29 protein-coding genes and 3 tRNA genes are annotated in these 24,590 nt (G+C 70.4%); 22 read left to right on the top strand and 10 right to left on the bottom strand.

The window, feature by feature from the left end:
* The first annotated feature begins 2 nt into the window (after window positions 1-2).
* The 7 genes from F0U47_RS05625 to F0U47_RS05655 all read left to right on the top strand — a co-directional run bounded on the left by F0U47_RS05625 (window position 3) and on the right by F0U47_RS05655 (window position 3,893).
* Entirely contained in the window at window positions 3-1,403 is a 1,401-nt protein-coding gene (locus F0U47_RS05625) for an amidase (RefSeq protein WP_149749339.1), read from the top strand.
* Between the two features lie 50 nt (window positions 1,404-1,453).
* Window positions 1,454-1,526 (top strand) — tRNA-Thr (locus F0U47_RS05630).
* 52 nt (window positions 1,527-1,578) lie between these two features.
* Window positions 1,579-1,652, top strand: a tRNA-Met gene (locus F0U47_RS05635).
* Window positions 1,653-1,701: 49 nt separating this feature from the next.
* Complete coding sequence (gene rpmG, locus F0U47_RS05640; RefSeq protein WP_118923003.1) at window positions 1,702-1,872, top strand: 50S ribosomal protein L33; 171 nt, start codon at window positions 1,702-1,704, stop codon at window positions 1,870-1,872.
* A gap of 167 nt (window positions 1,873-2,039) precedes the next feature.
* Complete coding sequence (locus tag F0U47_RS05645; RefSeq protein WP_149749340.1) at window positions 2,040-2,432, top strand: FAS1-like dehydratase domain-containing protein; 393 nt, start codon at window positions 2,040-2,042, stop codon at window positions 2,430-2,432.
* The gene (locus tag F0U47_RS05650) at window positions 2,429-2,830 is read left to right on the top strand and encodes a MaoC/PaaZ C-terminal domain-containing protein (protein ID WP_149749341.1); all 402 of its coding nucleotides are present in this window, start codon (window positions 2,429-2,431) and stop codon (window positions 2,828-2,830) included. The genes F0U47_RS05645 and F0U47_RS05650 overlap by 4 nt, the downstream gene beginning before the upstream one ends.
* Window positions 2,778-3,893, top strand: a complete 1,116-nt coding sequence (locus F0U47_RS05655; protein WP_223162666.1) for a UDP-N-acetylmuramate dehydrogenase — start codon at window positions 2,778-2,780, stop codon at window positions 3,891-3,893. Before F0U47_RS05650 ends, F0U47_RS05655 begins: the two co-directional genes overlap by 53 nt.
* A gap of 7 nt (window positions 3,894-3,900) precedes the next feature.
* Here F0U47_RS05655 and F0U47_RS05660 read toward each other — a convergent pair whose 3' ends face one another.
* A complete protein-coding gene (locus F0U47_RS05660) occupies window positions 3,901-4,347 on the bottom strand; it encodes a hypothetical protein (RefSeq protein ID WP_149749343.1) in 447 nt (148 codons plus the stop codon).
* A gap of 9 nt (window positions 4,348-4,356) precedes the next feature.
* On the bottom strand, window positions 4,357-4,998 hold the full coding sequence (locus tag F0U47_RS05665) for a TetR/AcrR family transcriptional regulator (RefSeq protein WP_149749344.1): 642 nt from the start codon (window positions 4,996-4,998) through the stop codon (window positions 4,357-4,359).
* Window positions 4,999-5,088: 90 nt separating this feature from the next.
* Here F0U47_RS05665 and F0U47_RS05670 point away from each other — a divergent pair, with 90 nt between their 5' ends.
* Both F0U47_RS05670 and F0U47_RS21000 read left to right on the top strand, forming a co-directional pair.
* Window positions 5,089-6,006, top strand: a complete 918-nt coding sequence (locus F0U47_RS05670) for an AurF N-oxygenase family protein (protein WP_188111181.1) — start codon at window positions 5,089-5,091, stop codon at window positions 6,004-6,006.
* A complete protein-coding gene (locus tag F0U47_RS21000; RefSeq protein WP_188111182.1) occupies window positions 6,003-6,380 on the top strand; it encodes a DUF4873 domain-containing protein in 378 nt (125 codons plus the stop codon). Before F0U47_RS05670 ends, F0U47_RS21000 begins: the two co-directional genes overlap by 4 nt.
* Here F0U47_RS21000 and F0U47_RS05680 read toward each other — a convergent pair.
* A complete protein-coding gene (locus F0U47_RS05680) occupies window positions 6,377-7,399 on the bottom strand; it encodes an adenosine deaminase (protein WP_149749346.1) in 1,023 nt (340 codons plus the stop codon). The two genes, F0U47_RS21000 and F0U47_RS05680, sit on opposite strands and share 4 nt — an antisense overlap.
* A gap of 184 nt (window positions 7,400-7,583) precedes the next feature.
* Here F0U47_RS05680 and F0U47_RS05685 point away from each other — a divergent pair.
* The 5 genes from F0U47_RS05685 to rplA all read left to right on the top strand — a co-directional run bounded on the left by F0U47_RS05685 (window position 7,584) and on the right by rplA (window position 10,181).
* Window positions 7,584-7,656: transfer RNA gene (locus tag F0U47_RS05685), tRNA-Trp, on the top strand.
* 36 nt (window positions 7,657-7,692) lie between these two features.
* The gene (secE, locus tag F0U47_RS05690) at window positions 7,693-7,962 is read left to right on the top strand and encodes a preprotein translocase subunit SecE (RefSeq protein ID WP_149749347.1); all 270 of its coding nucleotides are present in this window, start codon (window positions 7,693-7,695) and stop codon (window positions 7,960-7,962) included.
* Between the two features lie 58 nt (window positions 7,963-8,020).
* Window positions 8,021-8,869, top strand: coding sequence for a transcription termination/antitermination protein NusG (gene nusG, locus F0U47_RS05695; RefSeq protein WP_149749348.1), 849 nt, complete (start codon window positions 8,021-8,023; stop codon window positions 8,867-8,869).
* A 101-nt stretch (window positions 8,870-8,970) separates the two neighbouring features.
* A complete protein-coding gene (rplK, locus tag F0U47_RS05700) occupies window positions 8,971-9,399 on the top strand; it encodes a 50S ribosomal protein L11 (protein ID WP_149749349.1) in 429 nt (142 codons plus the stop codon).
* Window positions 9,400-9,461: 62 nt separating this feature from the next.
* Window positions 9,462-10,181 (top strand): 50S ribosomal protein L1, encoded by a 720-nt coding sequence (rplA, locus tag F0U47_RS05705; protein WP_149749350.1) that lies wholly within the window; start codon window positions 9,462-9,464, stop codon window positions 10,179-10,181.
* A gap of 81 nt (window positions 10,182-10,262) precedes the next feature.
* Here rplA and F0U47_RS05710 read toward each other — a convergent pair whose 3' ends face one another.
* Genes F0U47_RS05710 through rfbF form a run of 6 tightly spaced genes read right to left on the bottom strand, consistent with a single transcriptional unit; the run spans window position 10,263 to window position 14,871 of the window.
* A complete protein-coding gene (locus F0U47_RS05710; RefSeq protein WP_223162667.1) occupies window positions 10,263-11,057 on the bottom strand; it encodes a cephalosporin hydroxylase family protein in 795 nt (264 codons plus the stop codon).
* A gap of 43 nt (window positions 11,058-11,100) precedes the next feature.
* Entirely contained in the window at window positions 11,101-11,931 is an 831-nt protein-coding gene (locus F0U47_RS05715; protein WP_149749351.1) for an NAD-dependent epimerase/dehydratase family protein, read from the bottom strand.
* On the bottom strand, window positions 11,928-12,419 hold the full coding sequence (locus F0U47_RS05720) for an acyltransferase (RefSeq protein WP_149749352.1): 492 nt from the start codon (window positions 12,417-12,419) through the stop codon (window positions 11,928-11,930). Before F0U47_RS05720 ends, F0U47_RS05715 begins: the two co-directional genes overlap by 4 nt.
* A gap of 30 nt (window positions 12,420-12,449) precedes the next feature.
* Window positions 12,450-13,001, bottom strand: coding sequence for a dTDP-4-dehydrorhamnose 3,5-epimerase family protein (locus F0U47_RS05725; protein ID WP_149749353.1), 552 nt, complete (start codon window positions 12,999-13,001; stop codon window positions 12,450-12,452).
* Window positions 13,001-14,110 carry a CDP-glucose 4,6-dehydratase gene (gene rfbG, locus F0U47_RS05730; protein ID WP_223162668.1) on the bottom strand — a complete coding sequence of 370 codons (1,110 nt, stop codon included), beginning with the start codon at window positions 14,108-14,110 and terminating at the stop codon, window positions 13,001-13,003. The genes F0U47_RS05725 and rfbG overlap by 1 nt, the downstream gene beginning before the upstream one ends.
* Window positions 14,101-14,871 carry a glucose-1-phosphate cytidylyltransferase gene (gene rfbF, locus F0U47_RS05735; RefSeq protein WP_149749354.1) on the bottom strand — a complete coding sequence of 257 codons (771 nt, stop codon included), beginning with the start codon at window positions 14,869-14,871 and terminating at the stop codon, window positions 14,101-14,103. The genes rfbG and rfbF overlap by 10 nt, the downstream gene beginning before the upstream one ends.
* A 335-nt stretch (window positions 14,872-15,206) precedes the next feature.
* On the opposite strand from rfbF, the gene F0U47_RS05740 reads away from it, so the two are divergent.
* Genes F0U47_RS05740 through F0U47_RS05755 form a run of 4 tightly spaced genes read left to right on the top strand, consistent with a single transcriptional unit; the run spans window position 15,207 to window position 19,818 of the window.
* The gene (locus F0U47_RS05740) at window positions 15,207-17,345 is read left to right on the top strand and encodes a class I SAM-dependent methyltransferase (protein WP_149749355.1); all 2,139 of its coding nucleotides are present in this window, start codon (window positions 15,207-15,209) and stop codon (window positions 17,343-17,345) included.
* Between the two features lie 3 nt (window positions 17,346-17,348).
* Window positions 17,349-18,011, top strand: a complete 663-nt coding sequence (locus F0U47_RS05745; protein WP_149749356.1) for a sialate O-acetylesterase — start codon at window positions 17,349-17,351, stop codon at window positions 18,009-18,011.
* Window positions 18,008-18,790 (top strand): sulfotransferase domain-containing protein, encoded by a 783-nt coding sequence (locus tag F0U47_RS05750; RefSeq protein WP_149749357.1) that lies wholly within the window; start codon window positions 18,008-18,010, stop codon window positions 18,788-18,790. The genes F0U47_RS05745 and F0U47_RS05750 overlap by 4 nt, the downstream gene beginning before the upstream one ends.
* Window positions 18,787-19,818, top strand: coding sequence for a TIGR00180 family glycosyltransferase (locus F0U47_RS05755; protein ID WP_188111183.1), 1,032 nt, complete (start codon window positions 18,787-18,789; stop codon window positions 19,816-19,818). The genes F0U47_RS05750 and F0U47_RS05755 overlap by 4 nt, the downstream gene beginning before the upstream one ends.
* A 15-nt stretch (window positions 19,819-19,833) precedes the next feature.
* Here F0U47_RS05755 and F0U47_RS05760 read toward each other — a convergent pair whose 3' ends face one another.
* The gene (locus tag F0U47_RS05760; RefSeq protein WP_246159474.1) at window positions 19,834-21,123 is read right to left on the bottom strand and encodes an aspartate aminotransferase type Ic; all 1,290 of its coding nucleotides are present in this window, start codon (window positions 21,121-21,123) and stop codon (window positions 19,834-19,836) included.
* A 294-nt stretch (window positions 21,124-21,417) separates the two neighbouring features.
* Between F0U47_RS05760 and rplJ the strand changes: the two genes are divergently transcribed.
* The 4 genes from rplJ to F0U47_RS05780 all read left to right on the top strand — a co-directional run bounded on the left by rplJ (window position 21,418) and on the right by F0U47_RS05780 (window position 24,589).
* Window positions 21,418-22,101 (top strand): 50S ribosomal protein L10, encoded by a 684-nt coding sequence (rplJ, locus tag F0U47_RS05765; protein WP_149749360.1) that lies wholly within the window; start codon window positions 21,418-21,420, stop codon window positions 22,099-22,101.
* Window positions 22,102-22,174: 73 nt separating this feature from the next.
* Window positions 22,175-22,567 carry a 50S ribosomal protein L7/L12 gene (gene rplL, locus F0U47_RS05770; protein WP_149749361.1) on the top strand — a complete coding sequence of 131 codons (393 nt, stop codon included), beginning with the start codon at window positions 22,175-22,177 and terminating at the stop codon, window positions 22,565-22,567.
* A 261-nt stretch (window positions 22,568-22,828) separates the two neighbouring features.
* On the top strand, window positions 22,829-23,797 hold the full coding sequence (locus tag F0U47_RS05775; protein WP_149749362.1) for an ABC transporter ATP-binding protein: 969 nt from the start codon (window positions 22,829-22,831) through the stop codon (window positions 23,795-23,797).
* 9 nt (window positions 23,798-23,806) lie between these two features.
* Entirely contained in the window at window positions 23,807-24,589 is a 783-nt protein-coding gene (locus F0U47_RS05780; RefSeq protein ID WP_149749363.1) for an MlaE family ABC transporter permease, read from the top strand.
* Window position 24,590: the final 1 nt, after the last annotated feature.

Consider the following 24,590-nt stretch of genomic DNA (forward strand, 5'->3'; position numbering starts at 1 on the left):
CCATGAGCCGCGTCCACGCCTTCTCCGACGACGCCCTCGGTGACCTCGACGCCGTCGGGATCTCCGAGCACCTCCACGCCGGCAAGGTCTCGATCTCCGAGGTCGTCGACGCCGCCATCGCCCGCACGGAGCGCGTCGCGGACGAGCTCGGCGCCGTCGCCCACCGCGACTTCGACCGCGCGCGCCGGGAGTCCCGCAGCCCGCGGGGCGGTTTCTTCGCGGGTGTTCCGACCTTCGTCAAGGACAACGTCGACGTCGCCGGGATGCCGACGATGAACGGCACCGACGCGTGGTCGCCGTACGCCGCGAAGAAGGACGGCGAGTTCGCGCGGATGTACCTCGCCACCGGCCTGATCCCGCTCGGGAAGACCCGGCTGTCGGAGTACGGCTTCAGCGCCAGCTGCGAGCACCCGCGGCTCGGCCCGGTGCGGACCCCGTGGAACACCGAGCACACCGCCGGCGCCTCGAGCGCCGGGTCGGCGGCGCTGGTGGCGGCCGGAGCCGTGCCGATCGCGCACGCCAACGACGGCGGCGGCTCCATCCGGATCCCGGCGTCGGTCAACGGGCTGGTGGGGCTCAAGCCCAGCCGCGGACGGCTCGCCCAGGACGCCGCGATGCGGCAGATGCCGATCCGGATCGTGTCCGACGGAGTCGTCACCCGCAGCGTGCGCGACACTGCCGCGTTCTTCCGCGAGGCCGAGCGGATCTACCGGCCGCTCGCGCTGCCGCCGATCGGCGACCTCACCCGACCCGGCCGGAAGCGGCTCCGGATCGCGCTCAACACCACCGGTCTCCTGCGTGGTGCCGACGCCGAGGTCACCGCGCTCACCGAGCAGACCGCGCGGCTCCTGGAGGACCTCGGCCACACCGTCATCGAGGTGGACGCGCCGGCGCCGAAGTCGTTTGGCGACGACTTCCTCCTCTACTGGGCTTTCCTCGCGCTCGCGCTGCTCTCCGGCGGCCGGCGCTTGCACGGCAGGAGCTGGACCAGGGCCAACCACGACGCGCTCACCGTCGGTCTCGCCCGGCACGCCCGCCGCAACCTGCACCGGATGCCCGGCGCGATCACCCGGCTCAAGCGCAGCACCCGCGACGCCGCCCTGTTCTACGACAAGTACGACGTCAGCCTGACTCCGACGCTCGCGACCCCCACGCCCAAGATCGGGCACCTCGACCCCACCCAGGACTACGACACCCTGGTCGACCGGTTGCTCGACTGGGTGGCCTTCACGCCGCTGCAGAACGTGACCGGGACCCCGGCCGTCTCCCTGCCGCTCGCGACCACCGCGACCGGCCTCCCGCAGGGCATGATGCTCGGCTCCGGATTCGGTCACGAGGCCGTGCTGATCGAGCTCGCCTACGAGCTCGAGGAGGCTCGTCCGTGGGCCCGGATCCAGGACTGAGCGCCCGATTTCGTCGTACTGCCCGCCGGGTTGTATCGTTCTCCGGCGTTGCCCCTTTAGCTCAGTCGGCAGAGCGACTCCATGGTAAGGAGTAGGTCTACGGTTCGATTCCGTAAAGGGGCTCTGGGAGCAAGGGTGCCCGCCCACCCCCGTGGAGAGGCAGCCCGAACCCCCTGGCGGGGTAGCTCAGGTGGTTAGAGCACACGGCTCATAATCGTGGTGTCGCGGGTTCGAGTCCCGCCCCCGCTACGCCAGACGACAGCAGCACCAGCAGACCAATCAGACGCAAGGACTTCCCGTGGCCAGCAAGAGCTCCGACGTTCGCCCCAAGATCACGCTCGCCTGCGTGGACTGCAAGGAGCGCAACTACATCACGAAGAAGAACCGGCGCAACGACCCCGACCGCCTCGAGCTGTCGAAGTTCTGCCCGCGTTGCCGCAAGCACACCGAGCACCGAGAGACCCGCTGACCGAATCGCGCGAGCGTGTCGCCGACGGCTTCGCCGCCGTGCGACACGCTGCCGCGCCGCAGCTGACGTCGTCTGAGCAACAGGTCGACTGGCGACCTTGACCCGGCTCCCGACAGGGACGCCGGGTCGTTGTCTTTCCTCCGGCCGGCAGTCCGTAGGCTGGCGGCATGCCGATCGACACGACGCTCGTGGGGCGGGAGTTCCCTCCCACCCGGCCCTACCTCGTGACCGAGGCGGACGTGACGGCCTTCGCCACAGCGACCGGCTCCGCGGCGGCGCGGGTGCCGGCCACCTTCCCGGTCGTGGTGACCTTCCGCGCGCTCCTCGACTTCCTCGAGGCCGAGCAGGTCGATCTCTCCCGGATCGTCCACGGCGACCAGAGGTTCGCCTACGAGCGGCCGGTCGTCGTCGGTGACGAGCTGACCGCGACGCTCACCGTCACCGGCGTCCGCCAGATCGAGGGCACCGACATCCTGCGCACGACGAGCACGATCACCGATGGCACCGGCGACCTGGTCTGCACCGCCGGCGCCACGATCGTCCACCGGGGCGACGCATGACCACCCTGGCGGCCGGCACCGTGCTCGAGCCGCAGGAGTACGCCGTACGCCGTGCGGACCTGCTCGCCTACGCCGCGGCCTCCGGCGACCCCAACCCGATCCACCAGGACGAGGAGATCGCCCGCGCGGTCGGCCTCCCCGGCGTGATCGCGCACGGGATGTACACCATGGCGCTCGCCGCCCGGGCGGTCGCGACCTGGACCGGTGACGCCGAGGTCGTCGAGATCGGCTGCAAGTTCACCGCGCCCGTGGTCGTGCCGGCCGACGGCAGCGCGACGGTGCGGGTGGCGGGGACGGTCAAGTCCGTCGCCGACGGCCTGGCCACGCTCGCGCTCGAGGTCACCTGTGCGGGCGAGAAGGTCCTGGGTGCCCCCAAGGCGGTCGTCCGGGTTGGCTGAGCGGCTGGCGGACCACACCACGCTGCGCCTCGGCGGACCGGCGCGCGCCTGGGTGCGCGCCACGACCGAGGAGGAGCTGGTCGAGGCGGTGTCCGCCGCCGACGCGGCCGGAGAGCCGGTGCTCGTGCTCGGCGGCGGCAGCAACCTGGTCGTGGCGGACGAGGGCTTCGCCGGCACCGTCGTCGAGGTCGCGACCCGCGGCGTCAGCGCCGACACCGACCCGGCAGGTGACGCAGAAGACCCCACCTGCGGCGGCGCCCTGGTGACCGTCGCCGCCGGCGAGACGTGGGACGACCTCGTCGCGCAGGCCGTCGAGCGCGGCTGGGTCGGCATCGAGGCGCTGTCCGGCATCCCGGGGTCCGTCGGCGCGACGCCGATCCAGAACGTCGGCGCCTACGGCCAGGAGGTCTCCCAGACGATCGCGTCGGTCCGGGTCTGGGACCGCAAGCTCAACGGCATCCGGACGTTCGCCGCGGCCGACTGCGGCTTCGGCTACCGCACCTCACGCTTCAAGATCGACCGCTACGACGCCAACGGCGGCCGCCACCTGGTGCTGTCGGTGACCTTCCAGCTCCGGCAGGGGAGCCTCGGCGCCCCGGTGGCGTACGCCGAGCTCGCCCGTTCCCTGGGGGTCGAGCCCGGCACGCGCGCCCCTCTCCCCGACGTGCGCGCCGCCGTGCTCCGGCTCCGCGGCAGCAAGGGCATGGTCCTCGACCCGGCCGACCACGACACCTGGAGCGCCGGCTCGTTCTTCACCAACCCCGTCCTGCCCGCGTCGGAGGTGCCCGAGGGTGCGCCGGCCTGGCCCACCGCCGAGGACGGCCTGGTGAAGACCAGCGCCGCCTGGCTGATCGAGCACGCCGGCTTCGGCAAGGGCTACGGCCTCGACCGGGAGCCCGGCCGGGTCTCGCTGTCGACCAAGCACACCCTCGCGCTCACCAACCGCGGAGGCGCGAGCGCTGCCGACCTGCTCGCGCTGGCGGGCGAGGTCCGCGACGGAGTCGCGGCGTCGTACGGCATCACGCTGGTCAACGAGCCGGTGCTCGTCGGCTGCTCGCTCTGAGCAGCGGCTACTGCTCGACGCCGGCGAAGAGCCAGATGAACAGCGCCACGAAGGCGGCCGCCACCAACAGCATCACCACCGCGAGCAGGATGCCGATCAGGCCGAGCACCCAGCCGGCGACCGCGTGGCCGCGATTGTTGTAGAGGTCCGGCCGGCTGCTGATCGCCTTGCTGGACCACAGCCCGAGGCCGAGCGCGACGGGCGAGCAGATCATGCCGAGCAGCGTGATCCCCGACGTCGGCAGCACCAGGATGCCGCTGACCAGGCCGAGGATGCCGAGGATCATCGCCCAGAGCCCGCCCTGGTGCGTCTGCTGGCCGGTCACCTGCTGGTAGGCCACGGGCAGGCCGTACGCCGGCGACCCGGGCGGGACGGGCGGCCCTTCGGCGGCGGTCTCGCCCCACGCCGGCGCCATCGGCTCTGAGGGCGGCGTGAGCCCGGGCTCGTGTGTCATGGGTGGTGTCTACCCTGCCGGTGGCCGGTCCGAACCACCGGCCGCGCCGACGACCATCAGGCGGACCAGGCTGTCGACGTACGACCGGGTGCCGGACCGCTCCAGCGCCGCCGTCGGCGTCGTGATCAAGGAGATGACGATCCGGTAGGCCCACTCGGCCGCAGTCCTCGGGTCCAGCCCGGCCGACGCGGACTGGCTCAGCGCCCGCCCGAGCTGCTCCTCGAAGAGCCCGACCACCCGCTCGACCAGGGGGCCGGACTCGGTGGTCAGCGCCGGCAGGATCAGCTCGGGGTGGTCGCGCAGCGCCTTCTGCAGCAGCGCGTGCCTGCGGCTGTACTCCACGACGAAGGCGATCGCGTTGACCAGGTGCGCCTCGAGGTCGTCGCTGCGCCGCAGGACCGGCACGGCCGCCTCGAAGAACCGGTCCAGCTCCCGCTCGAGGATCGCGGCGACGATCGCCGCCTGGTCGCCGACGTACTTGTAGACCGTCGGCCGCGAGATCCCCGCGCGCTCTGCGATCGCAGCGTGCAGGCGCGCGCCGAGCCCCTGGTCGAGCAGGCACTCCGTCGCTGCGTCGAGGATCCGCTCACGGATCCGCGCGGCGGCCGCCGGATCGGCGGGACCCGGACGGAGCGGCGCGACGCTGGACATGGCGGCATCGTACGACCCCTTGACCGGTCGTTGACGAAATGCAATCATACGTAAACAACTATCCGGCAACGCCGCCGAGAGGAACTGCGCATGACCACCGCGCCCGAGCGCACCGCCCCCTCGCCCCACCCCCCGATGAACCAGGTCGCCACCCGCCTGATCAACGGGTCGGTCCGTCGCTCCTACGAGCCCGCCGTGGCCATCGACTGGGACGCCCCGCTCGAGGACGGGAAGTACTTCCTGCCCAAGGAGGTCATCTCGCTCTACGGCACGCCCTACTGGGAGGAGCTCACCGAGGAGCAGCGGATCGCGTTGTCGCGCGAGGAGCTCGCCAACGTGCTTTCGGTCGGCCTCTGGTTCGAGAACATCCTCAACCGCGGGCTGCTGCTCCAGCTGCTGCGCGAGGACCCGGCCGGTCCGTTCGCGCACTACGTGCTCACCGAGATGGGCGACGAGTGCCGCCACATGACGATGTTCGGCAAGATGATCGCCCGCGTCGGTGCTCGGCCCTACCGGATGGGGCGCACGGACCGGTTCCTCGCCGTCCTGCTGCCGCACTTCCTCCGCGGGTCGCTGCTGTGGGTGGGCGCCCTCATCGGGGAGGAGATCTTCGACGCGCAGCAGCGCCGGATCATGGCCGACCCCGAGCTGCAGCCGGTCGTCGCCCAGCTGATGCGGATCCACGTGACGGAGGAGGCCCGCCACATCAAGTTCGCGCGGGAGGGCGTCGTCCACCGGATGCAGGACGCGTCGTGGCTCGAGCGGTTCCTCGTGCGCAACCTCAACGGCCTCGGCGGGCCGGTGATGAAGCGGTCGCTCACTCACCGCGGGATCTACCACCGGGCCGGCCTCGACGTGGAGCGTGCCTACCGCGAGGCCAGGGACAACACCCACCACCACGAGATGGCGACGGTCGGCTTCGCGTCGCTGGCCGCGTTCCTCGAGGAGAACGGCCTGATGGGGCGCGTCGCCCGGCGGCTCTGGAAGCGCAGCGGGTTTCTCGGGTGACGCGGAGGACGAGGCGGAGCAGGCGGAGCAGGCGCCCGCGGGAGACGGCCTGGCTGCCCCCCGAGGAGGACAGCGGGTACGACGGCAGCGCGCTGCTCCTCGTCGGCGACCAGGCGCTGGAGGTGACCGTCCACCTCGACGGGCACCTGGAGCCGCTCGACGGCCGCTTCCACTGGTACGGCCGGATCGAGCGCTCGGTGCCCGTCGCCGCGGCGAAGGCCGCGGGCGCGACCACGGCCGAGCTCGTCATCGGCGACCGTCCGCCGGCCGCGCTGCGGCTCGCCGAGCACGACCCCTGGGGCCACGTCCAGGTGAGCGGCACCGGCGCTCCGCCGTACCCGCTGGAGGCGGTGGAGGTCGAGCTACCGGCCTAGCCGGGGGTCTCCTCCGCCAGCCAGGCGTCGATGTCGGCCTCGGCCCGCTTCCGCACGTCGTCGGGCGCCCGGCTGGCGCGGAACGACATCCGGGCAAGCTCGGCGAGCTGCTCGTCGGACAGCTCGTGGGCGGCGCGCATGGTGGCGTACTGGCCGGCCAGTCGGGAGCCGAACAGCAGCGGGTCGTCCGCGCCTAGCGCGACCGTCGCCCCGGCCGCCAGCAGGATCGGCAGCGGGACCGAGGTGGGGTCGGAGTAGACGCCGAGCGCGACGTTCGAGACCGGGCACACCTCGAGCGCCACCCCGGCGTCGACGATCCGGGCCAGCAGGTCGAGGTCCTCGGCGGCGCGCACGCCGTGGCCGAGCCGGTCCGCGTGCAGGGCGTCGAGGCAGGTCCGGATGTGCTCGGGCCCGCGCAGCTCGCCGCCGTGTGGCGCGAGCAGCAGGCCGGCCCGCTCGGCGATCGCGAACGCGGGAGCGAAGTCGGCGGTCGACCCGCGCCGCTCGTCGTTGGAGAGGCCGAAGCCGACGACGCCGCGGTCGACGTACTGGCTCGCGAGGCGGGCCAGGGTGCGGGCGTCGAGCGGGTGGCGGGTGCGGTTGGCGGCGATGACCACCGCCATCCCCAGGCCGGTGCGCTCGCTCGCGTCGCGGACCGCGTCGAGCACCAGGTCGGTGAAGGCCGTGATCCCGCCGAACCGCGCGGCGTAGCCGCTCGGGTCGACCTGGATCTCCAGCCAGCGGCCGCCGTCCGCGACGTCGTCCTCGGCGGCCTCCCGCACCAGCCGGCGGACGTCGTCCTCGGTCCGGAGCACGGACCGCGCGACGTCGTACAACCGCTGGAACCGGAACCAGCCCTTCTCGTCGGCCGCGGTCAGCTCCGGCGGCCACTCGGTCACGAGCGCGTCGGGCAGGTGGATGCCGTCGCGCGCGGCGAGCTCGAGCAGCGTCCCGTGGCGCATGGACCCGGTGAAGTGGAGGTGCAGGTGCGCCTTCGGTAGTGAGTGGGGGTCCCGCATCCGGCGATCGTAGAGGGGGAGCCCCCCGGTGGTCCGCGACGCCGGCGGTGGTGCGCCGGGTGCACTGCTTTTGGCCCGGTTGGCGCGTGGTGCGTAGACTCCACCCTTGGTGGCTTTCCCCCATGGTGAGTCGCGCCCTCGTGACTCCTGATCACGGGCGCGGTGAGACCGGGATCGCCGTCGGAGGGCACTAGCTCAACTGGCAGAGCATCGGTCTCCAAAACCGAAGGTTGGGGGTTCAAGTCCCTCGTGCCCTGCAGGACCACGACAAGATTGACAAGTACGCAGAAGAGGTGAGCAACGTGTCGGACTCCCACGCGGCCCAGAAGGGTCGCCAGTCCGACGCCGGCAAGTCCGGCGAGCGGCGGACCGGACCGCTGACGTTCTACCGCCAGGTCGTCGCCGAGCTCCGCAAGGTCGTCTACCCGACCCGCGAGCAGCTGACCACCTACTTCTTCGTCGTCATGGTCTTCGTGCTGGTGATGATCGGGATCGTCTCGCTGCTGGACCTCGGTCTGGGCAAGGCGGTCTTCGCGATCTTCACCGGCGCGGACGACGTGTGACCGACGCCGACGGCAAAGTCGACGAGGTCACCCCGCAACACCAACTGATGGAGCACACGTGTCGGAGCAGTACGACGCCGCCCCGGAGACGGGCGAGGACGTCACCACCCCCGAAGAGCTGGACGACGAGGCTCTGACGGAGAACGACGAGGTCTCCGAGGAGCCGCTCGCTGACGACGTCGAGGTCGCTGACGAGCTTGATGACGAGACCGCCGAGGTCGCCGGCGAAGGCGCGCTCGAGGACGCTGCGCCCGAGGAGACCGCGCCCGAGGAGGAGCTCGACCCGCTCGAGGCGTTCCGTCGCGAGCTGATGATGAAGCCGGGCGACTGGTTCGTCGTGCACACCTACTCCGGCATGGAGAACCGGGTGAAGCACAACCTGGAGAACCGCATCCACTCCCTCAACATGGAGGACTACATCCACGAGATCGTGGTCCCCACCGAGGAAGTCGCCGAGATCAAGAACGGCCAGCGCAAGATGGTCCGCCGCACCGTCCTCCCCGGCTACGTCCTGGTCCGGATGGACCTCACCGACGAGTCCTGGGCCGCGGTCCGGCACACGCCGTCGGTGACCGGCTTCGTCGGCCACAGCCACCAGCCGGTGCCGCTGAGCATGGACGAGGTCGAGAAGATGCTGGCCCCGTCCGTCGTCGTGCAGGCCCAGGCCGAGAGCGACGCCGCCGCCGCTGCCGCGGGCACCCCCGGAGCCCCGGCCGCCAAGAAGCCGATCGAGGTCGCCGACTTCGGCGAGGGCGACTCGGTCATGGTGGTCGACGGCCCGTTCGCCACGCTGCACGCGACCATCACCGAGATCAACGCCGAGGCCCAGCGCCTCAAGGCGCTGGTCGAGATCTTCGGCCGGGAGACCCCGGTCGAGCTGAGCTTCAGCCAGGTCCAGAAGGTGTGAGGCCCCAGAAGCACAGCGCTCGGTCGCAAGACCGCAGGAAGAAGTGGCAGAGGCGCACGTCGTACGCCTCGTCATGACCACGAGAAGAAAGAGATAGAGGAATGCCTCCCAAGAAGAAGATCGCCGCACTGGTCAAGGTGCAGCTCCAGGCCGGTGCCGCCACCCCGGCGCCCCCGGTCGGTACGGCCCTGGGCCCGCACGGCGTCAACATCATGGACTTCTGCAAGGCCTACAACGCCCAGACCGAGTCCATGCGCGGCAACGTCATCCCGGTCGAGATCACCATCTACGAGGACCGGTCCTTCACCTTCATCACGAAGACCCCGCCGGCCGCCGAGCTGATCAAGAAGGCCGCTGGCCTGCAGAAGGGCTCGGGCGTCCCGCACAAGGAGAAGGTCGGCAAGCTGACCAAGGACCAGGTGCGCGAGATCGCCCAGACCAAGCTCCCCGACCTCAACGCCAACGACATCGAGGCCGCGATGAAGATCGTCGAGGGCACTGCCCGCTCGATGGGCGTCACGACCGACTGAACCTGTGGGAGGGCCGCGCTGGCCCGCTGACCACATACTTTCCAGCAGAGAAGAGAAAGCACATGCAGCGCAGCAAGACCTACCGCGCGGCGACGGAGACGTTCGACAAGGACGAGCTCTACTCGCCGCTGGCCGCGATCAAGATCGCCAAGGCCGCCAGCAAGAAGAAGTTCGACGAGACCGTCGACGTGGTGATGCGTCTCGGCGTCGACCCCCGCAAGGCGGACCAGATGGTGCGCGGCACCGTCAACCTGCCCCACGGCACCGGCAAGACCGCTCGTGTCCTCGTGTTCGCCAACGGCGACAAGGCGGAGGCCGCTCGCGCGGCCGGTGCCGACATCGTCGGCGGCGACGAGCTCATCGACAAGGTGGCCGGCGGCTGGCTCGACTTCGACGCCGTCGTCGCGACGCCCGACATGATGGGCAAGGTCGGCCGCCTCGGTCGCGTCCTCGGCCCCCGCGGCCTGATGCCGAACCCGAAGACCGGAACCGTCACCCCGGACCCGGCCAAGGCCGTCACCGACATCAAGGGCGGCAAGATCGAGTTCCGCGTCGATCGGCACGCCAACCTGCACTTCATCATCGGCAAGGCGTCGTTCGACGAGTCCCAGCTCGCGGAGAACTACGCGGCTGCCCTCGAGGAGGTGCTGCGGCTCAAGCCGGCCAGCTCCAAGGGCCGCTACCTGCGGAAGGTCACCGTCTCGACGACCATGGGCCCCGGTGTCCAGGTCGACCCGAACCGCACCAAGAACGTCGCGGTCGACGACGAGGCCACGGCCTGACCAGCTCTTCGGAAAACACACCGACCCGGCGCCTCCACGGCGCCGGGTCGGTGCGTTTTCGAGCAGGGGGCTCCCGGGGCCTCAGGCCTTGCGTCGGAGCCAGCCGTCGGGGACGGCGGAGATCAGCAGCTTGTCGTTGATCTCCTGGTCGATCTCGAAGTCGGGGTTCTCCTTGAGGAACTCCCACACCGCGGTCTTCGGGTTGTCGCCCTGGGACCACGGGCGGTCGGGGAAGACGCTGTCGTCCATGTCCTCGACGATCGTGTCGAACACCAGGCAGTAGCTGCCCGGGGTCACGAGCGGGGCGTAGTAGCCGAGCTCCTTCTGCACGTGCTCGTGGGTGTGGTTGGAGTCGAGCGAGACCAGGACCCGCTCGTAGCCTGCGGCGTACTCGCGCACCTTCTCCGCCATCTCGTCGGTGATCGACGAGCCCTCGAACATCTCGATCCGCGAGCGCATCGGGTGGGCGTCGATGGCGTCGCGGTTGTGGGACCGGATGTCGATGTCGATGCCGAGGACCTTGCGCTTCGGGTTGGCCGGGTCGAGCGTCGTACCGTCCGCGACGGCGTCGGCGTAGTCCAGCATGGCCAGCAGCGAGGCGCTGAGGATGAGCGAGCCGCCGTGGGCGATGCCGGTCTCGATGATGAGGTCGGGCTTCACGGCCGCGACGACTTCCTGGTAGGCGACGATGTCGGCCGGGAACTGGATCAGCGGGCGGCCCAGCCAGTCGAAGTTGTACATGTACTTCTGGTTGAACGCGCGGGTCACGAACGCGAGGGCCTGTGCCTGCCACTCAGCGTCGCCCTTGTAGCCGGCGATGAAATCGCGACGCTCCTGCTGGAACTGGGCGATCGGGTCACTGGTTGCATCTGCCACTTGCGGGCCTCTTTCCTCGGACGGTTTCACTCGGTGGGTTCAGCTAGCGGGCGCTCGACGCTGAGGCGTGGCCGACGGCCTGCGCAAGCATGTCAGGCAGCCGCTCGGTCAGCCGCGCGGGACGCAGGCCGGTCTCCTCCCGGATGCGGGAGACGTCGATGGTCGGGAAGGCGCGGGTCGGGCCACCGGCCGCGAACGCGACGCCGGAGCCGGTCTGCTCGGCAATGACCGCGGCGATCTCGCCGTGGGTCACCGGCTGGCCGCTGGCCAGGTTGTAGAGGCGGTGGCGGCCGCTGGTCGCGACGTGGGCCAGCATCCGGCACAGGTCGTCGACGGCGATGTAGTCCTTCGACGACTCCGGGCCCTCGCCGATCGTGATGTCGCGTCCGGCCGCGACGTCGGCGAGCAGCATGCCCAGGAAGGTGTCGCTGTGCGACCCGGGGCCGTAGACGTTGGACACCCGGGCGACGCGCACCCCCGGCTCGGGCCGGGACGCGCAGATCGCCTCGCCGAGGAGCTTGCTGAGGTCGTAGATCCCGTCCGCCGTCGGCTTGGCCAGGGGGACCGACTCCTCCGAGACGGTGGGGGTGTCGAGGCCGCTGTAGACCCGGGTGCTGGACAGGTAGAGCCAGGAGCCGAAGGTGGTGTCGCGGATCCGGTCGGCCAGCGCGGTGACGTGCGCGTCGACCGTGTCGAGGGGTCGCGACCGGAAGTCGCCGGTCAGGCCGATGGCGTAGACCACGTGGCCGAGGTCGTCGCCCCGGGGCGGGATCTCGTCGCGACCCGGGGTCAGCACCTCGTGGCCGGCCTCGCGGAGGTGGGCGGTCAGGGCTCCGCCGATGAAGCCGGACGAGCCGAACACGGTGAACCTCATCGACGAGACCCGCGGATCGTCATCGGGTTGCCCGCGGCGATGGCGTACGGCGGCACCTCGCCACGCACGAGCGTCAACGCACCGATCACGGCGCCCTTGCCGATGTGCGTGCCGTCGAGGATGACGCACCCGGCGCCGAGCCAGACGTCATCCTCGATCACGATGCCGCCCTTGCTGGGCCGGAAGCCCTGCTGCTGGATGAACGTGTCGGGGTCGTCGAACTGGTGGTTCGTCGGGGCGAAGACGCAGTTGGCCGCGACCGACACCGCGTTGCCGACGGTGATCCCGTTGCCGGAGTAGAGCACGCAGCCGGAGTTGAAGACGCAGCTCTCGCCGATGACGATGTCGCCGCTGCCGCCGGCCGGCTTGAACTTCACGAAGCTGTCGATGTACGAGCGCGCGCCGATCACGTACCGCGAGCCGCGCACGCTCGGCTCGATGTCGGCCAGCGGGGAGACGAAGGCCGTCGGGTCGAACTCGAGGGTCATGGGGGGCCTACCGGCGTGCGTCTCGGTCGTTCACGACAGCCACTCCGGGTCCAGCTCGCTCAGCCTCGGGTTGCTGCGGTCGCGGTCCACCATCACCTCGGGCTGACGCGGCCACGGAATGGCGAGGGCCGGGTCGTCCCAGGCGAGGCCCCGGTCGGCGTCCGGGGTGTAGCGGCTGCTGACGAAGTAGAGCACCTTCGTGTCGGGCTCGAGCGTCAGGTAGCCGTGCGCACAGCCCGCCGGGATGTAGAAGGCACGGTCGCCGTCGGCGGTCAGGGTGACGCTGGCCGACCTGCCGAACGTGGGGGAGTCGGGGCGGAGGTCGACGATGGCGTCGAAGATCGCCCCCTCCACGCAGTGGACCAGCTTCGCCTCCTGGTGCGGCGCCACCTGGAAGTGGAGGCCGCGGAGCGTGCCGGCCTCCTTGCTGCTGCCGAGGTTGGCCTGGACGGGCACCAGGTCGATGCCGGCGCCGGCGAGCTCGTCGACGCAGTAGAGCCGCGCGAAGCTGCCGCGCTCGTCGCGCCGCGGCTCGAGGTGTACGACGTACGCCCCCTCGACCCCGACGCTCTCGAACTGCATCAGCTCGCCTGCAGGGTGGCGGCCGGCAGCTGCTCGTAGCGCTCGATCTGCGCGAGGGTGAGCGCGCGCGGGTCGGCCCCCTCGTTGAAGTCGTGGTACCACTCGGCGACCCACTCGAGGGTGGTGGCGGAGTCGAGCCGCGGCGACCAGCCGAGCGACTTGATGGCCAGCGACGCGTCGAGGGCCAGCAGCTTGTTCTCCGGCGGGTGCTCGCCGGGAGCCTGGACCCAGCCGTGCTCGTGGCCGAGCCCCTGGGCGACGGCGTCGGCGACCTCGCCTGTGGTCGTCTCGGGCGCGCCCGGCAGCGGGCCGAAGTTCAGCGCCTTGGGATCGGCCACACCGCGCTCCGCGAGCGCCTCGAGGAAGAGCAGGTAGCCGGAGATCGGCTCGAGCACGTGCTGCCACGGCCGGGTCGACTCCGGGTTCCGCAGCTCCGGGAGCTTCCCGGCGGTGACGGCGCGCCAGACGTCAGGGACCAGCCGGTCGATCGACCAGTCGCCACCGCCGATGACGTTGCCGGCGCGCGAGGTCGCGAGCGGGATCCCGCGCGGCGCGAAGAAGCTGTCGCGGTAGCACGACGTCGCGATCTCGATGCACGCCTTCGAGGCGGAGTAGGGGTCGTGGCCACCGAGCAGGTCGTCCTCGCCGAACGGGACGCCGGCGTCGGAGTTGGCGTAGACCTTGTCGGAGGTGACCATGAGGACGGCGTCGAGGCCGTCGAGGTCCTTCGCCGCGTCGAGGACGTTGACCGAGCCCAGCAGGTTGGTCTCGAACGTCTCGCGCGGCTCCTGGTAGGAGCGGCGGACCAGCGGCTGGGCGGCCATGTGCAGGATCACCGACGGCCGGAACTCGTGCAGGACCGTACGCAGCCTGTCGTGCTCGGCGAGGTCGGCGATCGTCGACTCGGCGTTCGCGAACGGCGCGAGCAGGTCGAAGAGGGCCGGCTCGTGGTTGGGGGCGAGCGAGTAGCCCGAGACGGTGGCGCCGAGCTTCTCCAGCCACAGGCTGGTCCAGCTCCCCTTGAAGCCGGTGTGTCCCGTCAGGAAGACGCGGCGGCCGTTCCAGAAGTCCGGTGATGGCGTTGGCAACATCGCGGGCGTCAGTCCCATTTCTTCCAGGGGGCCGTGCCCCTCTCCCAGCGCTCCTCGAGCATCAGCTTCTCGCGCAGGGTATCCATCGGCTGCCACCAGCCGTCGTGGTGGTAGGCCATCAGCTCACCGGTGTTCGACAGGTGCTCGAGCGGCCCTCGCTCCCAGACGGTGTCGTCGCCCTCGATCAGGTCGATGACGGACTTGTTCAGCACGAAGAACCCGCCGTTGATGTGGGTCCCGCCCTGCGGCTTCTCCATGAAGCCGGTGACGGCGTCGCCCTCCATGTCCAGGGCGCCGTAGCGGCCGGGAGGCTCGACCGCGAGGACCGTCGCCTGCTTGCCGTGCTTGGTGTGGAAGGCCATCTCGTCGGTCAGGTCGGCGTCGGTCAGCCCGTCGCCGTACGTGAACGCGAAGGGCTCGTCGTCGTCGAGGTGGTCACGGACCCGCCGCAGGCGCCCGCCCGTCATGGTGTCCTCACCGGTGTCGACGAGCGTCACGGTCCACGGCTCGGCGCGCTGTTCGTGGACCACCATCTTCCCGGTGGCCATCTTGAAGGTCACGTTCGACATGTGCAGGGCGTAGTTCGCGAAGTACTCCTTGATCACGTAGCCCTTGTAGCCACAGCAGATGATGAAGTCCTGGATGCCGTGGTGCGAGTAGAGCTTCATGATGTGCCAGATCATCGGTCGGCCACCGATCTGGACCATCGGCTTCGGCTTGGTGGTGGTCTCCTCGGAGATCCTCGTGCCAAGGCCTCCCGCCAGGATCACGGCTTTCACTCGGGTCTCCTCGCTCGCTGGCTGCAGCGGGCGGGACCCTACTACAGCGAATTTGCGGTCAGGTGCGACTTTGGGGAACGGGGGTGCTCCGTGGTCGCAGGGTTGCCGTCGTCGTAGCACACGACGAAGCCATGGGAGTCCTTTCTGGCTTGCCTCGTGGGGGGCTGATCTGTTTCAGCGAGACCGACCGTAGCCGACCTGCTGTCCGTTGGGGCGGGCTTCGGTTTCGATCACGTGTCCATTCGGTGATGCGTGAGTTCCCTCGCGCAGAGCGGGCGCGGCTGTCCTCGTCGACGTTGACGCCCCTTGGGTCGTCGGCAAGGATTCCCTGCAACATGTCGAGCCAGGAGTTTGATCTCGAGCGGAGACGCGAGCTCCAGTCCGCAATCGCCAACCTGACGGCGGCGCTGTGGCGCCTCGACCCACCTGCTGCTGACAACGCTGACAACGCTGCTGGCGACGAGGCGGGGGAGCCGGGGGAGCCGGCGCCGGACGGCCCGATCGATCTCGAGAAGCCGTTGCGGCTGGTCTTCAGGGCGGCGGGCTACGAGCCGGAGGTGGTGCGGCGGGTGGTGGCGGCGCTGGCGCCGCTGGAGCCCGAGCCCGAGGTCGAGCCGCAGGATGTGGTGAAGCGGGCGGTGCGGGCGGCGGGGTACGAGCCGGAGGTGGTGCGGCGGGTGGTGGCGGCGCTGGCGCCGCAAGAGCCCGAGCCCGAGGTCGAGCCGCAGGACGTGGTGAAGCGGGCGGTGCGGGCGGCGGGCTACGAGCCGGAGGTGGTGCGGCGGGTGATGGCGGCGCTGGCGCCGCAAGAGCCCGAGCCCGAGGTCGAGCCGCAGGACGTGGTGAAGCGGGCGGTGCGGGCGGCGGGCTACGAGCCGGAGGTGGTGCGGCGGGTGGTGGCGGCGCTGGCGCCGCCGGAGCCCGAACCGGACCTCGAGCCGCAGGACGTGGTGAAGCGGGCGGTGCGGGCGGCGGGCTACGAGCCGGAGGTGGTGCGGCGGGTGGTGGCGGCGTTGGCGCCGCCGGAGCCCGAACCGGACCTCGAGCCGCAGGACGTGGTGAAGCGGGCGGTGCGGGCGGCGGGCTACGAGCCGGAGGTGGTGCGGCGGGTCGTGGCGGCGTTGGCGCCGCAAGAGCCCGAACCCGAGCTCGAGCCGCAGGACGTGGTGAAGCGGGCGTTGCGGACGGCAGGCTACCGCCCCGACCTCTCCCGCCTGGTGCTCTCGGTGCTGGACCGGTACGACGACGCCGATGCCGATGCCGACGGCCGCGACAGCGGGAGCGTGGCCGAGCCGGTGCGCCAGCTCCTGCGGGTCGCGGGCTACCGCACCGACCTCATCAACCTGGTGCTCGCCCTGCTCGGCCGCTACGGCGACCCCGAGCAGGCGGAGAGCGGTCTGCGCGTAGGCGACCTGCTGCCGCTCGTCGAGCAGACCGAGGACGGTCTCGACGTCCGCGAGCCGGTGCGCCGGATCCTGCGCGTCGCGGGCCACCGCACCGACCTGGTCAACCTGATCGGCGCCCTCCTCGACCGCTTCGGCGACGCGGAGACGCCGACCGGCGGCCCCAGGATCCGGGATCTCGCCGAGCTCCTCGAGGATCCCGACGAGGACCTGCTGGCGCTCATGAGGCACTGGCGGTCACCCGAGGCAGGCGCCCGCCACCTCGGGCACGAGCTGGTCGTGCTGCTGGGCCATGCCGGCGTCGATGAGGACGCCGCCCGCGACCTCGCGGCCGCCATCACCCAGGACCCGCAGGGCGAGCGGCTCAAGGAGATCGCGCGGGTGTCCCGGTTCGCCCTCACCGCCGAGGACGCCTGCATCTCGATGGCCGAGCCGGCCTGGCTCGAGGACCCGACGTTCGCGGCGGCGTACGCCGAGGCCAAGAAGATCTCCGCCTGGGGTCGCGACATCAGGTGGCGGGTCCAAACGCTGGTCAAGCTCGCCGCCGTCGCCCGCCACCTCGAGGGCGACTTCGTCGAGTGCGGCGTCGACACCGGTGGCACGGCCCGCGCGGTGATGGCCTATCTCGGCGACGGGGCCTTCGAGGGTCGCACCTTCTACCTGTTCGACACCTTCCGTGGGATCGTGCCGGAGCAGCTGCTGTCGGACGAGCCGGCGCCGGTCGAGGACCGCTTCCCGGAGGTGGCAGCGGTCGCGCGTGCCAACTTCGCCGACAAGCCCTACGCCCGCATCGTCGAAGGGGTGGTGCCGCAGACCCTGTCCGAGTACACCGGCTCCCAGGTGGCGTTCCTCCACATCGACATGAACGCCGCCTACCCCGAGGTCGAGGCCCTGCGGTACTTCTGGGATCGTCTGACGCCGGGTGCGCCGGTGGTGTTCGATGACTACGGCTTCCCCCGACACCGGGCGCAGCGCCGCGCCCTGGACGAGGCGGCTGCTGCCCTGGACGTCGAGATCATGATGCTGCCGACCTGTCAGGGCATCGTGTTCAAACCCGCAAAGGGGGTCTGAGAGATGCACATCCTGGCCATCGGCCAGTCCAACATCGCCAACCACTGCGGCACCCCCGCGGCGTCGGACTTCGGCGACGCACTGGTCGACGGCGAGGTCTTCCCGCTCCAGGACCCGATCGCCGGCGGGACCGGGACCGCAGGCAGCGTGTGGCCGCGGGTCGCCGACAGGCTGGCAGGCGAGCCGTGGCCCGGGTCGCTGCGCCTCACCCTCACGGCGGTCGGCGGCACCTCGATCGCCGAGTGGGCACCGGGCGGACCCTGCTTCGAGAAGCTCACCGGCCGGCTCGCGGCGGGCGACGGAGCGGGGGTGACCCACGTCGTCTTCCAGCAGGGCGAGAAGGACACTCTCCTGGAGACGTCGGCCGAGGACTACACCGCCCACTTCATGCGCCTGTACGACGCGGTGACGGCCAAGATCGGCGTCGTCCCGTGGGTCATCTGCCGCTCGTCGTACCGCTTCGGCGTGACGAACCCGGACGTCACCGACGCCCAGTCGAAGCTCGCCGCGTCGCTGCCGCTGGCCGTCGAGGGCCCCTACCTCGACGCGCTGGGCCCGGAGTTCCGCACCGACGACACCCATTTCAACGACGCCGGCCTCGAGCAGCTCGCGACCGGGCTCTGCCAGGCGCTGCTGACGACGGCGCCGGAGGGCAGTGCCCGATGACCGAGCGCGAGGTCCCCAACAGCAAGGCGGTCCTGATCGCCTGCATGCCCAAGAGCGGGTCCACGTTCCTGTCGGCGCTGCTCGCCAACATGCCGGGGTTCCGGCGCGAGCACCTCGTGCCGTCGTACTACCGGCGCGAGCAGGAGCTGAGCGAGGAGCTGATCCGCAAGGCGTTCGCGGCGACGGACACCCTGCGCGACGCCTTCCGGCAGGGCGTGGTGAGCGCTCCCACCCGTCCCCGCGGGTTCGTGGCGCAGCACCACGTGAAGCACAACCACGAGACCCAGTCGCTCGTCGACGCCTACGGCCTGGTGCCGGTCTTCCTGGTGCGCAACATCTACGACATCGTCATCTCGCTGCGGGACCACGTGGTGAAGAGCGCGCCCTACACCGCGGCGGCCTACGTCGACGAGGACATGCTCGGGTGGCCCGAGGAGCGCATGCATGACTTCCTCGTCGACCTCGCGCTGCCGTGGTACATCCACTTCTACGTCAGCTGGTGGAAGGCCGAGAACCGGCTGCTGGTGACCTACGAGGACCTGACCCGCGACCCGCGGCAGCAGGTCTCGCGGATCGCGAGGTTCGGCCGGCTGGGCTGGGACGAGGAGACCTTCGAGGCGACCCTCGCGAAGGTCCAGGGCGGCGACAGCACCCGGAAGAACGTCGGGCAGGCGGGTCGCGGCGAGGTCCTCACCCAGGACATGCGCGACCGGATCCAGAGGTACTGCTCCTACTACCCCGACGTGGACTTCGAACCGATCGGCGTCCCGTCGTCGTGAAGATCCTGATCCCCACCCGCAACAGGCCGACGGCGCTCCGCGGGCTGCTCGAGTACCTCGCGCGGTTCTACCCGGGGGCCGACGTGTTCGTGGCCGACGGCAGCCACCCGGAGTTCCAGCCGCAGAACGAGGCCTACGTCAAGTCGCTGCAGGAGTCCGGGGCGCCCCACGTGGAGTACCAGGCGTTCCACCACGACATCTCGCTGTTCGAGCGCCTGTCCACCGTCCTCCAGTCGCTCGACTCCGAGTTCGTCTCCCTGTGCGCCGACGACGACTACCCCGTGGTGGAGACGCTCGAGCAGGCCGAGCGCCGGCTGGCGGAGACCCCCGGCGCGATGTTCGCCGGCGGCCACCTCGTCCACATCAACATCAACTCGACGAGGTCGTCGGTCGCCCGCCTCGACGCGGTCCGCGACCTCACGTCCGACGACGTGCTCGAGCGACTGACGATGTTCGGGGCGTTCCCGTTCACGACGTCGTACGGCGTCGCCCGGCGCGAGCTCCTGATCGAGCGCTACGCCTTCCTCCAGACCTGGACCTCGACCAGCTTCTTCGACCTCGCCGTCGGCCTGACGGACCTGATCCAGGGGAAGTTCGTCGGCGTGCCGGAGTTCGCGTTCCTGTGCACCCGCAACGAGGTGCACAGCTACTACCGTCCCGAGGACGGGCTCGCCTACCTCCGCAACGCAGGGAAGGTCCTCGACCTCAACGACCGCCTCGTGCAGCGCCTGGTCGATGCCGGCTGCGAGCCGGAGCGGACGTCGCAGGTCGTCGGCAGCGTGGTCGCCCGGCGCCTAGCCGGCGTGGTGGGGCACCCGCCGTTCCGGCTGGTGGGCTTCCGCGAGACCTACCCCTACGCCACGCCGGGCATGGACCACGCGCGTGCCAAGTTCGCCGACCTCTTCGTCGAGGGCACGCCCGAGCGGGAGCGCTACGCCGAGCGGCTGCAGTTCATCTCCGACAACGTGCGCCGGATCCTCGAGTCCACGGACAACGCCGGCGAGGCCGCGGTCTACGGCACCCTCTGAGCCCGCCGGTCAGGCTCAGCCGTCGGCCGCGAGCTTCTCCGCCGCCGCGAGCTCGACGCACACGGCGACTCCCGCCATGGCGGTCTCGACCTCGGCCAGCGCGGGGAAGGTCGGGGCGAGCCGGATGTTGCGGTCGTCGGGGTCGTCGCCGTGGGGGAACGCCGAGCCGGCCGGCGTGAGCGCGATGCCGGCCTCCTTGGCCAGCTGCACCACGCGGGCGGCGGTGCCGTCGAGCACGTTGAGGTCCACGAAGTAGCCGCCGATCGGCCGGCTCCAGGTCGCGATGCCGAGGCCGTCGAGGCGCGCGGTCAGCGCGTCCTCGACCGCGGCGAACTTCGGCGCGATCAGGTCGCGGTGCTTGCGCATGTGGGCGCGGATCCCCTCGGCGTCACCGAAGAACTCCACGTGCCGGAGCTGGTTGACCTTGTCGGGCCCGATCGAGGCGTAGGAGAGGCGCTTCAGGAACCACTCCTTGTTCTCCGGCGACGCGGCCAGCGCGGCGACGCCGGCCCCCGCGAAGGTGATCTTCGACGTCGAGGCGAACATGATCGGCCGGTTGGGGTTCCCGGAGGCCGACGCCAGGCCGAGCGCGTCGGCGCTCTTCGTCTCGACGTCGGTGAGGTGGTGGACGGCGTACGCGTTGTCCCACAGGATCCGGAAGTCCGGGGCCGCGGTCGGCATCGCCATCAGCTCCGCCGCCACCTCGGTCGACGTCACCGAGCCGGTCGGGTTGGCGTACGTCGGCACCAGCCACATGCCCTTGACCTGCGGGTCGTCGGCGACGAGCGCGCGCACCGCCCGCACGTCCGGGCCGTCCTCGCGCATCGGCACGGTGACCATCTCGATGCCGAGCTCGGCGAGCATCGTGAAGTGGCGGTCGTAGCCCGGGACCGGGCACACGAACTTGACCGTGTCCTCCTGGGCCCACGGCCGCGGCGAGTCCGGGCCGCCGTGGGAGAGCAGCCAGGTGACGACCTGGTACATCATCGTGAGGCTGGAGTTGCCGCCGGCGATCACCCGGGCGGTGTCGACACTGAGGAGATCGGCGAAGATCTCCCGCATCTCGGCCAGGCCCTCGAGGCCGCCGTAGTTGCGCACGTCGGCGCCGGACCGGTCCTTGTTGGTCGTGGGGAGGCCCAGCAGCCCCTGGGACAGGTCGAGCTGGTCGGCGCCCGGCTTGCCCCGGGTCAGGTCCAGCTTGAGGCCCTTGGCCTGCAGGTCCTGGTAGTCGGCCTGCGCCGCGCTGAGGCGCTCGGCGAGCTGGTCGGGGGCGAGGTCGGTCAGCGGCTGGGTCGACGAGGTCACGGGGACCATCGTGCCAGTGCCCCGGGGGGTTCTCGCACCCGGATTGTCCTGGATTTGGACCGGTACGACGGCGCGACGTACTCTTGCCGTCGAAACCTTAAGACCGCCGGTCGTCCGGGCTGCCTCAGCCCTGACCGAAGGAACCGCGAGAGCGGACGGCCTGCGCAGGGGATCAGAGCATGACCAGCAGTTGCGCCCGCAGGGCAGCAGCCGATGTCCACGCCCTGAGCGCCTGCGCTCAGGGCGTTCGTCATTCGGGATCTTCAGCCGGCAGTCAGATCCGGAAGGAGACCCATGGCGCGGGCAGACAAGCAGGCCGCCGTCGCGGAGATCGCTGAGTCCTTCGGCGACGCCGCTGGCGCTGTGCTGACCGAGTACCGCGGTCTCACCGTGAAGCAGCTGCAGGACCTGCGGCGCTCCCTCGGCGAGAACGCCAACTACGCCGTGGTCAAGAACACGCTGGCCAAGATCGCCGCCAAGGAGGCGGGGATCGAGGGCTTCGACGAGCTCCTCACCGGCCCGACTGCGATCGCCTTCATCTCGGGCGACGTCGTCGAGGCGGCGAAGGGTCTGCGTGACTTTGCCAAGGCCAACCCCGCCCTTGTCATCAAGGGTGGAGTTCTGGACGGCAAGGCCCTCGAGCCGGCTGAGATCGCCAAGCTGGCCGATCTCGAGTCGCGCGAGGTGCTCCTGGGCAAGCTGGCGGGCGCGATGCTCGCCTCGCTGAGCCAGGCCGTCTACCTCCTCAACGCGCCGCTGGCCCAGGCCGCCCGTCTCGCGGGTGCGCTGCAGGCCAAGGCCGAGGAGGACCCCTCGATCCTCGCAGGTGGTGCCGCCAAGACCGATTCAGATGGTCCGGGCGCCGCCGAGGAGGCCCCTGCCGACGACGCCGCCGAGGCTGTGCCGTCTGCCGAGGCCCCCGCCGACGAGGCGGCCGCCGAGGCTGCCTCTGACGAGGGCGACACCACCGAGGCCTGAGGCCTCGGAACCACCACCTGAAACCCGGCGGGTCGCAAGTGCGGCCGGCCACCAAACGGAAGGAAACGCCATCATGGCGAAGCTCACCACTGACGAGCTGCTCGACGCGTTCAAGGAGATGACCCTCATCGAGCTCTCCGAGTTCGTGAAGCAGTTCGAGGAGACCTTCGGCGTCACCGCTGCCGCTCCGGTCGCCGTCGCCGCTGCCCCCGCCGCCGGCGGTGCTGCTGCGGGCGGCGAGGAGGCCGCCGCGCAGGACGAGTTCGACGTCATCCTCGAGGCTGCCGGTGACAAGAAGATCAACGTCATCAAGGAGGTGCGCGCGCTGACCTCCCTCGGTCTCAAGGAGGCCAAGGACCTGGTCGAGGGTGCGCCGAAGCCGGTCCTCGAGAAGGCCACCAAGGACGCCGCGGAGAAGGCGAAGGAGGCCCTCGAGGCCGCCGGCGCCACCGTCACCCTCAAGTGACGATCTGACGCTGTTCCTGCGAGGCGGGTCCCCGGAAGGGGGCCCGCTTCGTGCATTTGCCCCCGGGACCCGGGGCAATGTGTACTCGCCAGTAGGACATGGTGTCTCGGATTCGGACCCTGGGTGACGTGGACCACGGTTACCGCGTAACGTGCGCCTCGCGGTTGCGTTGTTCCCTCGCAGCCGCACGTGGAATTTGGTGGCAGCCCCGGGTGGGCTGGGGACCACGTCGGGTCAGCGGAGGATCAGGAAGAGGTCAGCATGGGCGTCGACGTCGCAGTGACGAACTTGACCAAGCAATTCGGGAAGCAGCTCATCTGGAAGGGCGTCACGCTGACGCTCCCCGCCGGTGAGATCTCGGTGATGCTCGGTCCGTCCGGAACCGGCAAGTCGGTGTTCCTGAAGGCCCTGATCGGCCTGATCAAGCCCGATGAGGGCTCCATCATCATCGAGGGCACCGACATCGCGTCCTGCTCCGAGAAGGAGCTCTACGAGGTCCGCAAGCTGTTCGGCGTGCTGTTCCAGGACGGCGCGATGTTCGGCTCGATGAACCTCTACGACAACGTGGCCTTCCCGCTGCGCGAGCACACCAAGAAGTCCGAGTCAGAGATCCGCGACATCGTCATGGAGAAGATGGACCTCGTCGGTCTGCTCGGCGCGGAGTTCAAGCTCCCCGGTGAGATCTCCGGCGGTATGCGCAAGCGCGCCGGTCTCGCCCGCGCCCTGGTCCTCGACCCGGAGATCCTCCTCATCGACGAGCCGGACTCGGGTCTCGACCCGGTCCGCACATCGTTCATCAACCAGCTGTTCGTCGACCTGAACGCCCAGATCGACGCGACGTTCCTGATCGTGACCCACGACGTCCACAGTGTCCGGGTCGTGCCCGACCAGATCGGTCTGCTCTACCACAAGCACCTGGCGATGTACGGCCCGCGGGAGATGCTGCTGTCGTCCGACGAGCCGGTCGTGCGCCAGTTCCTCAACGCCCAGACGATCGGCCCGATCGGCATGTCCGAGGAGAAGGACGCCGACCAGCTGGCTGCGGAGAAGGACATGGACCTTCCGCCGCTGCCCCCGATCCCGCTCCAGCTCGAGCCGTCCAACGGCATCCCGCGCCGCGCTCAGCGGCCCGCCGGCGAGTGGTGCCGCCAGAACGGCATCACCCCGCCTCCTGGGTCGTTCACCAAAGAGGCGGAGCACGCCAGCGGCACGTCGCAGCAGAGCAGCTGACGGGTTTCGATGTCCTCAACCGCCGCTAGGGTCCTCGCGCCGGTCGGCACCGCGGGCAAGCTCTTCGCCTTCGGTCTCGACGTGGCCCGAGGACTGTTCCGGCGCCCGTTCCAGCTGCGTGAGTTCCTTCAGCAGGCCTGGTTCATCGCGTCGGTCACCATCATCCCCACCGCCCTCGTGGCCATCCCGTTCGGTGCTGTCATCGCACTGCAGGTGGGTGGCCTGATCAAGCAGTTCGGCGCGCAGTCGTTCACCGGCTCCGCGTCCGTGCTGGCGGTCATCCAGCAGGCCGGTCCGATCGCGACGGCGCTGTTGATCGCGGGTGCAGGCGGGTCGGCGATCGCCGCCGACCTGGGCGCCCGGAAGATCCGCGAGGAGCTCGACGCGATGATGGTGCTGGGCATCGACCCGATCCAGCGCCTGGTCGCGCCCCGGGTGCTCGCCTGCATGCTCGTCGCGGTGTTCCTCAACGGAATGGTCAGCGTCGTGGGTGTGGGCGGCGGCTACGTCTTCAACGTCATCCTCCAGGACGGCACCCCGGGTGCCTACCTCGCCAGCTTCACCGCGCTGGCGCAGCTGCCCGATGTCTGGGTCGGCATGGTGAAGGCGCTCGTGTTCGGTCTCATCGCCGCGATCGTCGCCTCCTACAAGGGCATGAACGCGGCCGGCGGACCGAAGGGCGTCGGTGACGCCGTGAACGAGTCCGTGGTCATCACGTTCCTCCTCCTGTTCGTCGTCAACTTCATCATCAGCACGATCTACCTGCAGGTCGTGCCCCCTAAGACGGGTTAGG

Origin of the sequence: Nocardioides antri, from assembly GCF_008373765.1 — a bacterium.
Taxonomy (GTDB): domain Bacteria; phylum Actinomycetota; class Actinomycetes; order Propionibacteriales; family Nocardioidaceae; genus Nocardioides; species Nocardioides antri.

What these genes read in the sequence shown, in the direction of transcription:
- F0U47_RS05625 (WP_149749339.1), top strand. Translation starts at nt 3, where the DNA reads ATGAGCCGCGTCCACGCCTTCTCCGACGACGCCCTCGGTGACCTCGAC.
- F0U47_RS05645 (WP_149749340.1), top strand. Translation starts at nt 2,040, where the DNA reads ATGCCGATCGACACGACGCTCGTGGGGCGGGAGTTCCCTCCCACCCGG.
- F0U47_RS05650 (WP_149749341.1), top strand. Translation starts at nt 2,429, where the DNA reads ATGACCACCCTGGCGGCCGGCACCGTGCTCGAGCCGCAGGAGTACGCC.
- F0U47_RS05660 (WP_149749343.1), bottom strand. Translation starts at nt 4,347, where the DNA reads ATGACACACGAGCCCGGGCTCACGCCGCCCTCAGAGCCGATGGCGCCG.
- F0U47_RS05665 (WP_149749344.1), bottom strand. Translation starts at nt 4,998, where the DNA reads ATGTCCAGCGTCGCGCCGCTCCGTCCGGGTCCCGCCGATCCGGCGGCC.
- F0U47_RS05670 (WP_188111181.1), top strand. Translation starts at nt 5,089, where the DNA reads ATGACCACCGCGCCCGAGCGCACCGCCCCCTCGCCCCACCCCCCGATG.
- F0U47_RS05680 (WP_149749346.1), bottom strand. Translation starts at nt 7,399, where the DNA reads ATGCGGGACCCCCACTCACTACCGAAGGCGCACCTGCACCTCCACTTC.
- rplK (WP_149749349.1), top strand. Translation starts at nt 8,971, where the DNA reads ATGCCTCCCAAGAAGAAGATCGCCGCACTGGTCAAGGTGCAGCTCCAG.
- rplA (WP_149749350.1), top strand. Translation starts at nt 9,462, where the DNA reads ATGCAGCGCAGCAAGACCTACCGCGCGGCGACGGAGACGTTCGACAAG.
- F0U47_RS05715 (WP_149749351.1), bottom strand. Translation starts at nt 11,931, where the DNA reads ATGAGGTTCACCGTGTTCGGCTCGTCCGGCTTCATCGGCGGAGCCCTG.
- F0U47_RS05720 (WP_149749352.1), bottom strand. Translation starts at nt 12,419, where the DNA reads ATGACCCTCGAGTTCGACCCGACGGCCTTCGTCTCCCCGCTGGCCGAC.
- F0U47_RS05725 (WP_149749353.1), bottom strand. Translation starts at nt 13,001, where the DNA reads ATGCAGTTCGAGAGCGTCGGGGTCGAGGGGGCGTACGTCGTACACCTC.
- rfbG (WP_223162668.1), bottom strand. Translation starts at nt 14,110, where the DNA reads ATGGGACTGACGCCCGCGATGTTGCCAACGCCATCACCGGACTTCTGG.
- F0U47_RS05740 (WP_149749355.1), top strand. Translation starts at nt 15,207, where the DNA reads ATGTCGAGCCAGGAGTTTGATCTCGAGCGGAGACGCGAGCTCCAGTCC.
- F0U47_RS05745 (WP_149749356.1), top strand. Translation starts at nt 17,349, where the DNA reads ATGCACATCCTGGCCATCGGCCAGTCCAACATCGCCAACCACTGCGGC.
- F0U47_RS05750 (WP_149749357.1), top strand. Translation starts at nt 18,008, where the DNA reads ATGACCGAGCGCGAGGTCCCCAACAGCAAGGCGGTCCTGATCGCCTGC.
- rplJ (WP_149749360.1), top strand. Translation starts at nt 21,418, where the DNA reads ATGGCGCGGGCAGACAAGCAGGCCGCCGTCGCGGAGATCGCTGAGTCC.
- rplL (WP_149749361.1), top strand. Translation starts at nt 22,175, where the DNA reads ATGGCGAAGCTCACCACTGACGAGCTGCTCGACGCGTTCAAGGAGATG.
- F0U47_RS05775 (WP_149749362.1), top strand. Translation starts at nt 22,829, where the DNA reads ATGGGCGTCGACGTCGCAGTGACGAACTTGACCAAGCAATTCGGGAAG.
- F0U47_RS05780 (WP_149749363.1), top strand. Translation starts at nt 23,807, where the DNA reads ATGTCCTCAACCGCCGCTAGGGTCCTCGCGCCGGTCGGCACCGCGGGC.